This is a genomic window from Allobosea sp., assembly GCF_030694325.1.
Lineage (GTDB): Bacteria > Pseudomonadota > Alphaproteobacteria > Rhizobiales > Beijerinckiaceae > Allobosea.
This window is the reverse complement of sequence record NZ_JAUXYO010000296.1, coordinates 1-13,891: the sequence shown is the minus strand read 5'-3', so window position 1 is coordinate 13,891 and position 13,891 is coordinate 1. Positions and strand designations below refer to the sequence as shown.

The following is a 13,891-nucleotide window of genomic DNA, read 5'->3' as shown; positions in this document are numbered from 1 at the left end:
GCCGGCCCTCGCCCGACGCAAAGCCCTTCGTCGAGATCGGCTCCGTCGTGAAGGCGGGCGAGCGCGTGCTGCTGGTCGAGGCAATGAAGACCTTCAACGACATCGTCGCCCCGCGCGCCGGCACGGTCGTCGCGATCATGGTCGAGGATGGGCAGCCCGTCGAATATGGCGAGCCGCTGCTGGTGATCGAGTGAGCGGCCCGGCGAGCGGCGAGCGCAAGATGTTCGACAAGATCCTGATCGCCAACCGCGGAGAGATCGCGCTGCGCGTGCTGCGCGCGGCGAAGGAACTCGGCATCGCCACGGTGGCGGTCCATTCCACCGCCGACGCCAACGCCATGCATGTGCGCCTCGCCGATGAGAGCGTCTGCATTGGGCCGCCGAGCGCCCGCGAGAGCTATCTCAACATTCCCGCCCTGATCGCGGCCTGCGAGATCACCGGCGCCGATGCTGTGCATCCCGGCTATGGCTTCCTGTCGGAGAATGCCCGCTTCGCCGAGATTCTGGAGCGGCACGACATCACCTTCATCGGCCCCAAGGCCGAGCATATCCGCTCGATGGGCGACAAGATCGAGGCCAAGCGCACGGCCAAGGCCCTCGGCATCCCCTGCGTGCCGGGCTCGGAAGGCGGCGTCACCGATGACGGCGAGGCGCTGAAGATCGCGGCCGAGATCGGCTTCCCCGTTATCATCAAGGCGGCGTCGGGCGGCGGCGGCAAAGGCATGAAGGTCGTGTGCAGCGAGGACGAGATGTCCGTCGCGCTCTCGACCGCGCGCACCGAGGCCAAGGCCAATTTCGGAGACGACGCGGTCTATATCGAGAAATATCTCGAGAAGCCGCGCCATATCGAGATCCAGGTGCTGGGCGACGGGCGGGGCCACGCCATCCATCTCGGCGAGCGCGACTGCTCGCTGCAGCGCCGCCACCAGAAGGTCTGGGAGGAAGGCCCCTCGCCCGCGCTCAACGCCGGCGAGCGTGACCGGATCGGCGCGATCTGCGCGGCCGCGATGTCCAAGCTGCAATATCGCGGCGCCGGGACGATCGAGTTCCTCTACGAGGACGGCGAGTTCTATTTCATCGAGATGAACACGCGCATCCAGGTCGAGCATCCGGTCACCGAGATGATCACCGGGATCGACCTCGTCAACGAGCAGATCCGGATCGCCGCCGGCATGCCGCTCTCGATCGAGCAGAAGGACGTGGTGATCGAGGGCCATGCCATCGAATGCCGCGTCAATGCCGAGCATCATGCGACGTTCCGGCCGTCGCCCGGCAAGATCGTCTCCTTCCATACGCCGGGTGGGCTGGGCGTGCGCGTCGATTCGGCGGCCTATCAGGGCTATGTGATCCCGCCGCATTACGACTCGCTGGTCGGCATGCTGATCGTGCATGGCCGCAACCGCGCCGAATGCCTGATGCGGCTGCGGCGCTCGCTGGACGAGTTCGTCGTCGACGGCGTCGACACGACGCTGCCGCTGTTCCGCACGCTGGTGCGCAACTCCGACATCCTGAACGGCGACTACAACATCCACTGGCTCGAGAAGTTTCTCGCCGCCGGCGGCATGGACGAGACCGGCGGCGCCTGAGGCGCTCTTCCCTTCTCCCCTCGCGGGAGAAGGTGGCTCGGCGAAGCCGAGACGGATGAGGGGGCGCCGTGCGCCATCCGGATTGCAGGGCGTCACCGACAGAGCGGCCAGGTCACGGCGCCCCCTCACCCCAACCCTCTCCCACGAGGGGAGAGGGGGCTGGTCGCGCCCTCATCTTCGTTTGACTCCCGCGCCAGCCCGCGCTCCCCTGCCCTGATGAAGGCCCGCTCCATTCCTGTGCGCACGCCCGAGATCACCCCGGAGATCATGCTGCGCGCCTATGCGGCCGGCATCTTCCCGATGGCGGAGACGGCGGACGACCCGAACCTGTTCTGGGTCGAGCCCGAACTGCGCGGCGTCATTCCGCTCGAAGGCTTCCACCTGTCCTCGCGGCTGGCGCGAACCGTTCGCTCGGAGCGTTTCGAGATCCGGGTCGACACCGATTTCGACGCGGTCATTTCGGCCTGCGCCGAGCCGAGGGCCGACCGCCCGGACACCTGGATCAACCGCCGTATCCGCGACATCTTCGGTGCGCTCTTCCGCATGGGCCATGTCCATACCGTCGAGTGCTGGCGGGAGGGTCGGCTCGTCGGCGGGCTCTACGGGATGGCGCTCGGCGGAGCCTTCTTCGGCGAGAGCATGTTCCATCGCGAGACCGATGCCTCGAAGGTCGCGCTGGTGCATCTCGTGGCACGGCTGCGTCTGGGCGGCTACCGGCTGCTCGACGCCCAGTTCCAGACCGCCCATCTCGCCCAGTTCGGGACGCAGGAGGTGCCGCGCGCGGCCTATCAGCTACTGCTCGAGCGCGCGTTGGCGGCGCCGGGCAATGCGGCCATCTGGGCGCCCGGCCAGCGCGTCTCGGGTGCACAGGCCGTGGCGAGCGTCTCGGCCGGGTAAGCCGCCTCAGTTGCCGCCGGTCGGGTCGCGGCCGGGATTGGTCGGGAAGAAGCGCTGGCTCGGCGCCTGGCGGGGCGCAACCGGCACGCCCTGCGGCGGGGCCACGTCGATGCGCTGACCCGGCGGCGTCAGGATGTCGCCGCGTCCGCCCGGGGGCGGCAGGCCGGGCTGCTGATTGACGTCGCGGGCGGGGTTGCGCGGCCGGCGCGGCTCGTCCGGCAGCGGAGCCTCCGGCTCCTTGGGATCGACCACCAGCTCGGTACCGCCTTTGCAGTCGGTCAGCCAGACGTCATAGATCGCGTGCTCGACGCCGTGCAGGCCCGGGCTGGCGGCGTACATCCAGCCGGTGAAGATGCGCCGGTACTCGTTGTTGAAGGTGACCTCGTCGACCTCGGTGAAGCTCGTCGTCTGCGGCGCTTCGGTCGGCGGGCGCGTCCAGCAGACCCGCGGCGTCAGCTGCAGCGCGCCGAACTGCACGGTCTCGTCGACGGCGACCTCGAAGGAAATGATGCGGCCGGTGATCTTGTCGAGCCCGGCGAAGACGGCGGTCGGGTTGCGGATGCGGTCGGCCGCGGCCGGACCGGTCAGGGCGAACGACAGAAGCGCGGTCGAAACCAGGCCGGCCAGGGCCGGAAAGCGGGGGGGCGACGGCATGGCTGTGTGGCGAATCTCTGCGGCAGCGGGGCCGGCCCGCGTCGGCGCGCAGTAACACGCCAATCGCAGCGGAAAAAGGGCGATCGCCCGCGCGGAGCCGGGCTTCAGCGCCCCGGTGTCCAGGGTTCGTAGTCGCCGGTCGCGGCGGGGCGTTCGCCGTCGCTCAGGATCGAGCCCTTGGGCCGATAGGCCAGTGCCGTGCCTGTCCAGTTCTGCTGATGCGGCTGCTGCCAGTCGCGCGGCTCGTAGCGCTCCTCGGAGGGGGCGACGTCGACCGTGTGCTGCAGCCAGCCCTTCCAACCCGGCGGGACCTTCGAAGCCTCGGCCTCGCCATTGTAGATCACCCAGCGACGCTGAAAGCCGAGCGCTTTGTCCTTCACACCGCCCTTGGTGCGGTAATAGACATTGCCGAACTCGTCCTCGCCGACGCGCTCGCCGAAGCGCCAGGTGTGGAAGCGCGTGCCGATGGTCTGGCCGTTCCACCAGGTGAAGATCTGCAGCAGCCAGTCTTTCATCGTGCTCGTCCCGCGAAAGGGGGGCAGCGGCCGCGCGCGGCGCGGACCGTCGTTGCGGCGACTTATGGCGTCGGTGCGAGGCCCTGTCCAGTGTCCACAGGTTTCGGGCAGGGGCGCGGGCGGCTCCGAACGGTGCTATCGATTCGCTTCGGCGGCGCGATCGCAGCGCTTCCATGGCCAGGCCGATTCGTGGTGCCGCAGGGCACCGAAAGGCCTTTGCCTGCTGGCGGTTTGCTTCGGATGCGGAGAGCGGCTGCGAAGCCGCCCGGCCGGTCATGGCAGGAAAGCAACAGGTAACCATGATCTCTCGCATTCGAGCGGTCGCGAGGTGGCCCGCGGCGGTCGGCGAGCCACCGGGCGCTTGCGATTCTGTGAGGAATCTCCGAGCCTTGTCGGACTCCTTGCAACTTATCCCCTGAGTTCACAGATAGGCACTAGATGTCGTGCCCGGCGGAGAAGCGGCGCACTAATCCTTGACGGAACGGTCCATCCGGGACTAGGTTTTGACAGTCGCGTGACGGCCGGCGGAGACGCCTTTCGATACCCGCGCCATGAGTTTCCAGAGGGGTCGAGGCGGTTTTCGCGGCACACCGGCAAGGTGGCGCCGGGACGGCGCGCGCGGCTTGTCTGGCCGCAACCGGACGAAGCAGGGCGGGACAGAACGCCTGCGCGTCCACGGGGCATCAAAACCGAGTTGGGCTGACATCAGGAGCCGGTGATCAACCGGCCGCGCGAGGCGTCTTTTCGCCCGCGGCAGATCTTAAGGGACGACAGATCATGCGCATCGAGCGCCGCTACACCTCCGCCGGACAGTCGCCTTACGCCGCCATTCCGTTCCGCTCGGCCGTGAGCGAGATCCGCAATCCCGACGGCTCGATCGTGTTCCGGCTGGAAGGCATCGAGGTGCCCGAGTCCTGGTCGCAGGTCGCCAGCGACGTGCTCGCGCAGAAGTATTTCCGCAAGGCCGGCGTGCCGGCGCGGCTGAAGAAGGTCGAGGAGAACGATGTCCCCTCCTTCCTCTGGCGCTCGGTCGCCGACGAGGCGGCGCTCGCCGCCCTGCCCGAGGCCGAGCGCTCCGGCTCCGAGATCTCGTCCAAGCAGGTGTTCGACCGGCTCGCCGGCTGCTGGACCTATTGGGGTTGGAAGGGCGGCTATTTCACCTCCGAGGAGGATGCCGCGGCCTTCCATGACGAGCTGCGCTTCATGCTCGCGACCCAGCGCGTCGCGCCGAACTCGCCGCAATGGTTCAACACCGGCCTGCACTGGGCCTATGGCATCGACGGGCCGAGCCAGGGCCATTTCTATGTCGACCATAAGACCGGCAAGCTGGTGAAGTCGAAGTCGAGCTACGAGCATCCCCAGCCCCATGCCTGCTTCATCCAGGGCGTGCAGGACGATCTCGTCAACGAGGGCGGCATCATGGACCTCTGGGTCCGCGAGGCCCGCCTGTTCAAATATGGCTCCGGCACCGGCTCGAACTTCTCGATGTTGCGCGGCGAAGGCGAAAAGCTCGCCGGCGGCGGCCGCTCGTCGGGCCTGATGTCCTTCCTCAAGATCGGCGACCGTGCGGCGGGCGCGATCAAGTCGGGCGGCACGACGCGCCGCGCCGCCAAGATGGTCGTGGTCGATGTCGACCATCCCGACATCGAGACCTATATCGACTGGAAGGTGAAGGAGGAGCAGAAGGTCGCGGCTCTCGTCACCGGCTCCAAGACCGTCCAGAAGCACATGAAGGCCGTGCTCAAGGCTTGCGTGAACTGCGAGGGCGAAGGCGATTCCTGCTTCGATCCCGAGAAGAACCCCGCGCTGAAGCGCGAGATCAAGCTCGCCCGCAAGGCCCTGGTGCCGGACAACTACATCAAGCGCGTCATCCAGTTCGCCAAGCAGGGCTACAAGGACATCCAGTTCGATATCTACGACACGGACTGGGATTCCGAGGCCTACCTCACCGTCTCGGGCCAGAACTCGAACAACTCGGTCTCGCTGACCGACGACTTCCTGCGCGCGGTCGAGAACGACGGCGAGTGGAACCTGGTGGGGCGCACCACCGGCAAGGTGACGAAGACGCTCAAGGCCCGCGACCTCTGGGAGAAGATCGGCTACGCCGCCTGGGCCAGCGCCGATCCCGGCCTGCACTTCAACACGACGATGAACGACTGGCACACCTGCAAGGCGTCGGGCCGCATCCGCGCGTCCAATCCCTGCTCGGAGTACATGTTCCTCGACGACACCGCCTGCAACCTCGCCTCCGCCAACCTGCTGCAGTTCTACGATCGCGAGACGAAGGAATTCGACGTTGCGGCCTATGAGCATCTCTGCCGGCTCTGGACCGTCGTGCTCGAGATCTCGGTGACGATGGCGCAGTTCCCCTCGAAGGAGATCGCGGAGCTGTCCTACGAGTACCGCACGCTGGGCCTCGGCTACGCCAATATCGGCGGCCTGCTGATGACCATGGGCCTCGGTTACGACAGCGACGAGGGCCGTGCGCTGGCCGGCGCGCTGACCGCGATCATGACCGGCGTCTCCTATGCGACCTCGGCCGAGATGGCGCGCGAGCTCGGCCCCTTCCCGGGCTACAAGAAGAACGCGAGCCACATGCTGCGCGTCATCCGCAACCACCGCACCGCCGCCCACGGCATGGCCTCGGGCTATGAGGGGCTGGAGGTGACGCCGGTTCCGCTTGACCACGGCACGCTGGCCCGCCTCGGCGGCTCCTCGACGCTGATGTCCGAGCGGGCCCGCATCGCCTGGGACAACGCCCTGGCGCTGGGCGAGCAGCATGGCTACCGCAACGCCCAGGCAACCGTGATCGCGCCGACCGGCACGATCGGTCTCGTCATGGATTGCGACACCACCGGCATCGAGCCCGACTTCGCCCTGGTGAAGTTCAAGAAGCTGGCCGGCGGCGGCTATTTTAAGATCATCAATGCGGCGGCGCCCGATGCGCTGCGGGCTCTGGGCTATCGCGAGAGCGAAATCGCCGAGATCGAGGCCTATGCGGTCGGCCATGGCTCGCTGGCGCAGGCGCCGGGCGTCAATCATGGCTCGCTGCGAGCCAGGGGCTTCACGCAGGACAAGATCGACGCGATCGAGAAGGACCTGAAGGCCGCCTTCGATATCAAGTTCGTCTTCAACAAATGGACGCTGGGCGAGGATTTCCTGACCCAGACGCTCAAGGTCCCGGCCGAGAAGCTCAGCGACATGAGCTTCGAGCTCCTGCCCTTCCTCGGCTTCTCCAGGGCCGAGATCGAGGCCGCCAACGTCCATGTCTGCGGGGCGATGACGCTGGAGGGCGCGCCGCATCTCAAGACCGAGCACTACCCGGTCTTCGACTGCGCCAATCCCTGCGGCCGCGTCGGCAAGCGCTATCTCTCGGTCGAGAGCCATATCCGCATGATGGCAGCGGCCCAGCCCTTCATCTCGGGGGCCATCTCCAAGACCATCAACATGCCCAACGACGCCACCGTCGAGGACTGCAAGAACGCCTATATGCTGTCCTGGAAGCTGGCGCTGAAGGCCAACGCGCTCTATCGCGACGGCTCGAAGCTGTCGCAGCCGCTCAACTCGGCGCTGATCAGCGACGAGGAGGACGAGGACGACGCGGTCGAGGCGCATTACCAGCAGCCGATGACGGTGCGCGCCACCCAGGTCGCGGAGAAGATCGTCGAGCGCATCGTCGAGAAGGTGGTGCGCGAGCGCGAGAAGATGCCCGCCCGCCGCACCGGCTACATCCAGAAGGCGGTCGTCGGGGGCCACAAGGTCTATGTCCACACCGGCGAATATGCCGATGGGCGCCTCGGCGAGATCTTCATCGACATGCACAAGGAAGGCGCCGCCTTCCGCGCGATGATGAACAACTTCGCCATCGCGGTCTCGCTCGGTCTGCAATATGGTGTGCCGCTGGAGGAGTATGTCGAGGCCTTCACCTTCACGCGCTTCGAGCCGTCGGGCTTCGTGCAGGGCAACCAGTCGATCAAGAACGCGACCTCGATCCTCGACTATGTCTTCCGGGAACTCGCGATCTCCTATCTCGGCCGGCACGACCTCGCCCATATCGACCCCAGCGAGATCGGCCATGACGTGATCGGCGGCGGCGTCGGCCAGGACAAGGCACCCGAGACGGTGGCGCCGATCACCTCGAGCCCGCTCGCCTCGACCGGCTTCCGCCGCGGCAAGCCGATGAACTTCCACGCCATCCAGGGCGGCGCCGGTCTCGCGACCGGCACCGAGACGACGGCGCGGGGCGGCGCCAACGTCACCGCCTTCACCACCATCGGCGCGACCGCGCTGAAGGAGGAGCCGGAGAGCTTCGGCGAGGCCGAGATGGCCAAGCTCGGCTTCTCCGCGCCCGCCGCCCAGCCGAGCGCCTCCGAGCGCCGTGCCGAAGCGATCATGAAGGGCTATGTCGGCGACAGCTGCGGCGAGTGCGGCAACTTCACCCTGGTGCGGAACGGCACCTGCCTGAAGTGCAACACCTGTGGCAGCACGACCGGGTGCTCGTGAGATAGGGCGTCCGCAAGACGTAACGGCGCGCCGCTATGGCTCTCGACCACAAAGTCCTTTGGAGAGATGTCGAAAACATAGCGGCGCTCGCGTTTGAATGGCGTAAGTTCGAAGGACATTACAATTCTCCTTCGTTCGACATCGTCCATTTCTTGGAGTGCACCCTTCCCAATCGCATTATTGGCAAAGCGATAGAGATTATACCGACCGAGACAATTGAAAATGACCTTCCTGCGCTTGTATCTTTTAAGAGAGAGCGGAAATATGGCTATCAGCGAGCAGAATTGCTTCTTAAGCCTTGGATAGTTGATGAAGCGAAACTGTATGGAGAAAAGGCACGTTTCATAATTGCCCATGAGATCGGTCATCTCATACTTCATGATTGTGACTCGCAGCCATTCTCGCCAGGCATGGACAAAAAACTTAGATTCCTTCAAAATGAAGAGTCTGCGGAATGGCAAGCAAATCAATTTGCTGACCAATTTCTGGTGCCCCGCCATATTGCTTCATCGTTCACGGATCCGTCGGAGTTAGCTCAATATTGTCATGTCGACCTCGAATGCGCTAAGAGGCGTATAGAAGAAATTCGAGCGATTGCGCTAAAGAACAAAAATTACAGCGGAAATTCGTGCGCCCAGTGCGGGGATTTTCGTCTAAAGTCGTTTGGTTCAAGCCATTTTTGTGAGAATTGTGGTAGCCATTGCACCTATATTTGAGTTTCCACTCGCCGGGATAATGATGCACTAGATACGAGGCATGGCACCACTCCCCTGATCTCGTCCGAGAAGCGCCCGCGCTCTACCGTAAAGGTATTCTTTGCGGCGACGGCAACCCGGTTATCGTCGGGCCAGGCAAGCGATTGTTGCGCGACGATCCCGGCGAACAAGGCGCCTTCCGACACGCAGAGGCATTTACTCTATGGGTGACTGGAGAGGCATCGCGTTGCGCGATTGTCGGTTGTGTTCCGCGGTCGGTCTCCGGACGCCCAGCCTCACCTGGGCGTCAGACTGAGAGCCAGATCAGCGCGTGGGGCGAGAGCGTGACGGTCGCTTCGGCCCCGACCTCATACAGGTCGTGGCCCGACAGAAACGGCGTGTCGACCGCGACCTCGGTCGTTCCGACGCGCACGCCATAGCGGACGCTCGCGCCGAGGAACTCGCGATGCGCCACCACGCAGGGCAAGGCGAGTCCGCCGCCGGCGTTCTCAGTGGCATCCGTCAGCGCCGCATGCTGGGGGCGGAAGACCAGCTTGGCTCCCGCAGGCACGACGGCATCTGCGGCCAAGGGAAGCCTGATTCCACCCTCGATGGCGAAGTGGCGCTCCCCGCCCGTGCCGACGATGCGGCCATCGAGGATATTGGCGGTGCCGAGGAAATTCGCGACGAAGAGGTTCGCGGGGCGCTCATAGAGTTCCATCGGCGTGCCGACCTGCTGGACCACGCCGTCATTCATCACCGCAATGCGGTCGCAGATCGTGTTGGCCTCTTCCTGGTCGTGGGTGACGAAGATCGTGGTCAGGCCGAGCCGCTGCTGCAGGTCGCGCAATTCGCGCCGGACCTGAACGCGCATCTTGGCGTCGAGATTGGACAAGGGCTCGTCGAGCAGCAGCACCTTCGGCTCGACGGCGACGGTGCGGGCGACGGCGACCCGCTGCTGCTGGCCGCCGGAGAGCTGTGACGGACGGCGCCCGGCGAGATGTCCGAGGCCGACCAGATCGAGCGCGACGGCGACGCGCCGGTCGACCTCGGCACGGCCGACGCCGCGTTCCTCCAGCCCGAAGGCGACGTTGCGCGCCACCGTCATATGCGGCCAGAGCGCATAGGACTGGAAGACCATGCCGACATCGCGCTTCCAGGGCGGCAGGCCGGAAATGTCCTTGCCGCCGATCAGTACGCGGCCGGTATCGGCCTGGTTGAAGCCGGCGATCAGGCGCAGCAGCGTGGTCTTGCCGCAGCCGGATGGGCCGAGGAAGGCGAAGAACTCGCCGGGCTGGATCGAGAGATCGACGTTCTTCAGGACGTGGTTGTCGCCATAGGAGAGATTGACTCCCTCGATGTCGACCGAGACGGCCGGCGTCGTCAGCGCAGCGATGGCGTTCATGTCAGTGGCCCATTCCCATTCACTGCGTCATGCCCTTGGCCTTCTGGCTGCGTTCGATGATCAGATGCGACACGAAGGTGCACAGCGCGACCAGCAGCACCGCGACCACGCCCAGCGCGGCGCCGGGGCCGCGGCCCGCCGCCGACTGCATGAAGATGTAGAGGCCGAAGGCGAGCGGCGCGTCGGAGTTCGACTGGACCAGCATCAGCGTCGCCGACAGCTCAACCGCCGCCGTTGAGAAGCTGGTGACGAAGCCCGCGAGAATGCCGCCCGCCATCAGCGGCACGACGACGCGTCTGACCGTGCGGGCCTTGGTGGCGCCGAGGTTTTCAGCTGCCTCTTCCAGCGAGACCGAGATCTGCTGGAGCGCGGCGTAGCAGGCCCGCAGCGCATAGGGCAGACGCCGGATCGCGAGCGCGAGCACGATCGTGACCCACAGCGAGGCCAGCGGCGTGCCGTCCGGCAGGGTGACGCCGTAGAAGGTCCTGAGATAGCCGATGCCGAGCACCACGCCGGGAATGGCGAGCGCAGCGGACGCCGCCCAGTCCAGCCATTCGCGGCCGATCAGCTTGGTGCGCAGGACGAGATAGGCGATCGCGACGCCGAGCACGATGTCGATGCCGCCGGCCAGCGTCGCATAGATCAGCGTGTTCTTGATGTAGACCGAGCTCTCGCCGAAGACCCGGGCGTAGTGAGCTGTGGTGAAGGCGTCCGGCAGCGGCGAGAACGACCAGATCGTCGCAAACGAGAGCAGCAGCAGCCCCAGATGCGGCGCCAGAACCAGCGCCAGGATCAGGATGACGACGCCATAGCCGAGCACGGCCTCCCAGGGCGTCATCACGCGCCGGGCGAGACCGCCGCCGCCGCGCTGGGTGGTGGCGTAGTCGCGCCCCTTCAGCGCCAGCGCCGACAGCCACATGGCGATGACGGAGGCGACGATCAGCACCACGGAGATGACATAGCCCATCGGGTCGGCGATGCCGATCGAGGTCACCCGCAGATAGGCCTGCGGCGCCAGCATGTCCTTGACGTTGAGCAGCAGCGGCGTGGCGAGATCGTCGAAGACCTTGACGAAGACGAGCGAGGCGCCGGCGAGATAGCCCGGCAGGGCGAGCGGAAAGACGATGCGGCGGAACAGGCGGAAGCCCGACGAGCCGAGATTCTGCGCCGCCTCCTCCATCGCCCGGTCGATGTTGCGCAGCGCCGCCGAAAGGTTGATCAGGATGAAGGGGAAGTAGTGCACGGACTGAACGAAGATGACGCCGTTCAGCCCCTCCATGAACCCGATCTTGAAGCCGAACCACTCGTCCAGCAGCAGGTTGATCGAGCCGTTGCGGCCGAAGAAGAGCTGCATCGCGACCGCGCCGACGAAGGGCGGCATGATCAGCGGCAGGAAGCCGAGCGTCTGCACCAGCATCGCGCCACGGAAAACGAAGCGCGTCGTCAGATAGGCGAGCGGCAGGGCAAAGACCGAGGCCCAGACCACCGACATGGCAGAGACGTAGAAGGAGTTCCACAGCGAGCGCATGAACAGCTCGGTGCGGACGAAATCGTAGAAGTTCACCAGCGTGAAGTTTGACGTGCCCTTCTCGGTGAATGCGACGTAGAGCACGGTCCCGACCGGCAGGCCCAGGAACAGCAGCAGGAAGGCCGCGATCGCCAGCGCGAGTGCGATCTGCCCGGGCGTGGCCGAGAGGCGGCGGGCGCGGGGAAGAGCGGCTGTGGGGGTGGCGGTCATGCGGTTTCTGGCTGCTCATCCACTCCAGCCCTCATCCTGAGGAGCCGCGCATGCGGCGTCTCGAAGGATGCTCCAGATATCTCAGGAGCCTCCTGGAGCATCCTTCGAGACGCGATCTGCGATCGCTCCTCAGGATGAGGGCTGAGAGTGGGTTCCAATCCGAATTGTAGGTTCTCGGGCCGGCGCAAGCGCCGACCCGAAATGACAGGGCTGCCCTACTTCGCCGCCTTCAGCGCCTCTTCGGCCTTGGCCTTGGCCTTGGCGTAGTGGTCGCGGGCGAAGCTCGCCCATTGTGCCTCGACCTCGGCCTGGCGCGCGCCCTTCTCCTTGCCGCCGGTGAAGGCACCGCGAAGCTCGGCGCTGGAGGCCTGGGCCTCGTTGACCGGCATGGCGGCGATCAGGCTGCGGGCTTCGTCGAGCAAAGCCGTCGCTTGCGCGTTCGGCTTCTTGGCCAACGCCGCCTCGACCTCGTGCAGCGTCTTGGTCACGCCCTTCAGCGCCTCGAGCTGGAACGAGATCAGCTGGTCGAACAGGGTGTCGACGACGGCGGTGCGGGCCTCAGATTTGTCGACGTCGAAGCCGATCATCTTCTGGAAGCGCGGGTCGGTGAAGGGATTGGGATAGTCGGCGCCGGCCTTGGCATAGACGGCCGGGTTGACCGGCAGGCGGCGAATGCCGGGCTCGAGCAGCACCTCCTGCCCGGCTGGCGAAAGCAGGAATTCGACAAAAGCCTCGGCTGCGGCGCGGTTGGGCCCGTTGGCGACGATGCCGACATTCGCGGGCACGACGGTGGTCACGCTGGGATAAACGAACTTGACCGGGAAGCCCGAGGCCTGCGCCGAGAAGGCGAAGAAGTCGATGACGATGCCGACGCCGACCTGGCCGGAATTGACCTGCTCGGGCACACCGAAGGAGCGCTCGTTGATCGCGCGGAAATTGCCGGCCATCTCCTTGATGGTGCGCCAGCCCTTGTCCCAGCCCTCGCCCTGCAGGATCGTTTCGATCGTCAGATGCGTCGTGCCCGAGCGCGAGGGCGCGGCGATCGCGACATGGTCGAAGAACACCGGTTTGGCGAGGTCCTGCCACTCCTTCGGATCGGGCAGCTTGTTGGCGCGGGCATAGCGCTCGTTCCACATGATGCCGTAGCCCGAGGCCGCGAATCCGACATAGAAGCCGGCCGGGTCGTTGATCGGATAGGAGCCGATCTTCTCGGGGATCCCGGTCGCCTTCGGCTTGTAGGGGGCGAGCAGCTGCTTGCCCTTGAGCACCTCGAAGGCGTCCGGCGCCGAGGCCCAGAACAGGTCGACCTGGTTGTTCGCCTTGGTCTCCTCGAGATACTTCACGCCCGCATTGGTGTTGCGGTTCTGGACCTCGAGCGTCACGCCCGGCGCCGCCTTCTCGAAGGCCTTCTTGATTGGGTCGGTGACGTCCTTCGAGAAGGACGTGACCACGGTGACCTTCCCGGCGGGCGCCTGGGCCCAGGCGACCGAGGACGTCAGGGCCAACCCCAACGCTAGAACGAGTTTGTTGAACGCCACGATAACCTCCCGAGATTGATTGACCGCGCCCGGCATCGAGGCCGGGCATGCGTCGCACGGCGGATCGACGCCGATGCTCGTCATCAAACTGTCACATCATGGCCGGGGTTGTCACCCCGATGGCCTTCCGGCGCGGCGAATGCCGGTCGGGGATGCCTAGGACTCGGGCAATTATCTCGGCAAAACGCTCCCTCCAGGATCGGCACCGGGTTGAACATGACGGTTTTGTGTCACATACCTGCGGCAAGCCGGTTCAACCGGCAGCACGGGAGAAACGTTCGATGAGCCTGAAACTGACGCATCTCGCGGCGACGGCGTCGCTGCTGGTCCTGGGCCTGGCCGGCTGGAGCCAGGACGCCGC

General features: G+C 65.7%; 11 protein-coding genes. 6 read left to right on the top strand and 5 right to left on the bottom strand.

The features are described from left to right. From Q8M82_RS19140 to aat, 3 genes are all read left to right on the top strand, one after another. On the top strand, positions 1-194 hold a 194-nt coding region (locus Q8M82_RS19140), incomplete at its 5' end, for an acetyl-CoA carboxylase biotin carboxyl carrier protein (protein ID WP_305692886.1). 26 nt (positions 195-220) lie between these two features. Next, positions 221-1,585, top strand: a complete 1,365-nt coding sequence (gene accC, locus Q8M82_RS19135) for an acetyl-CoA carboxylase biotin carboxylase subunit (RefSeq protein ID WP_305692885.1) — start codon at positions 221-223, stop codon at positions 1,583-1,585. A 216-nt stretch (positions 1,586-1,801) separates the two neighbouring features. Continuing rightward, a complete protein-coding gene (gene aat, locus Q8M82_RS19130) occupies positions 1,802-2,482 on the top strand; it encodes a leucyl/phenylalanyl-tRNA--protein transferase (RefSeq protein WP_305692884.1) in 681 nt (226 codons plus the stop codon). 6 nt (positions 2,483-2,488) lie between these two features. Here aat and Q8M82_RS19125 read toward each other — a convergent pair whose 3' ends face one another. Together Q8M82_RS19125 and Q8M82_RS19120 are read right to left on the bottom strand one after the other, a co-directional pair. Then, positions 2,489-3,136 carry a DUF2155 domain-containing protein gene (locus Q8M82_RS19125; RefSeq protein WP_305692883.1) on the bottom strand — a complete coding sequence of 216 codons (648 nt, stop codon included), beginning with the start codon at positions 3,134-3,136 and terminating at the stop codon, positions 2,489-2,491. A gap of 104 nt (positions 3,137-3,240) precedes the next feature. Then, positions 3,241-3,651 carry an NADH:ubiquinone oxidoreductase subunit NDUFA12 gene (locus Q8M82_RS19120; protein WP_305692882.1) on the bottom strand — a complete coding sequence of 137 codons (411 nt, stop codon included), beginning with the start codon at positions 3,649-3,651 and terminating at the stop codon, positions 3,241-3,243. Between the two features lie 777 nt (positions 3,652-4,428). Here Q8M82_RS19120 and Q8M82_RS19115 point away from each other — a divergent pair. Then, positions 4,429-8,154: a vitamin B12-dependent ribonucleotide reductase gene (locus Q8M82_RS19115; RefSeq protein WP_305692881.1), complete on the top strand. Its 3,726-nt coding sequence runs from the start codon at positions 4,429-4,431 to the stop codon at positions 8,152-8,154. 35 nt (positions 8,155-8,189) lie between these two features. Then, positions 8,190-8,870, top strand: coding sequence for an ImmA/IrrE family metallo-endopeptidase (locus Q8M82_RS19110; protein WP_305692880.1), 681 nt, complete (start codon positions 8,190-8,192; stop codon positions 8,868-8,870). A 286-nt stretch (positions 8,871-9,156) separates the two neighbouring features. On the opposite strand, the gene Q8M82_RS19105 is transcribed toward Q8M82_RS19110, so the two are convergent. From Q8M82_RS19105 to Q8M82_RS19095, 3 genes are all read right to left on the bottom strand, one after another. Next, complete coding sequence (locus Q8M82_RS19105) at positions 9,157-10,254, bottom strand: ABC transporter ATP-binding protein (protein ID WP_305692879.1); 1,098 nt, start codon at positions 10,252-10,254, stop codon at positions 9,157-9,159. Between the two features lie 19 nt (positions 10,255-10,273). Continuing rightward, a complete protein-coding gene (locus tag Q8M82_RS19100; protein ID WP_305692878.1) occupies positions 10,274-11,992 on the bottom strand; it encodes an ABC transporter permease in 1,719 nt (572 codons plus the stop codon). Positions 11,993-12,207: 215 nt separating this feature from the next. After that, positions 12,208-13,566 (bottom strand): ABC transporter substrate-binding protein, encoded by a 1,359-nt coding sequence (locus tag Q8M82_RS19095; protein ID WP_371126411.1) that lies wholly within the window; start codon positions 13,564-13,566, stop codon positions 12,208-12,210. Between the two features lie 62 nt (positions 13,567-13,628). Here Q8M82_RS19095 and Q8M82_RS19090 point away from each other — a divergent pair. After that, on the top strand, positions 13,629-13,891 hold a 263-nt coding region (locus Q8M82_RS19090), incomplete at its 3' end, for a hypothetical protein (protein ID WP_305692877.1).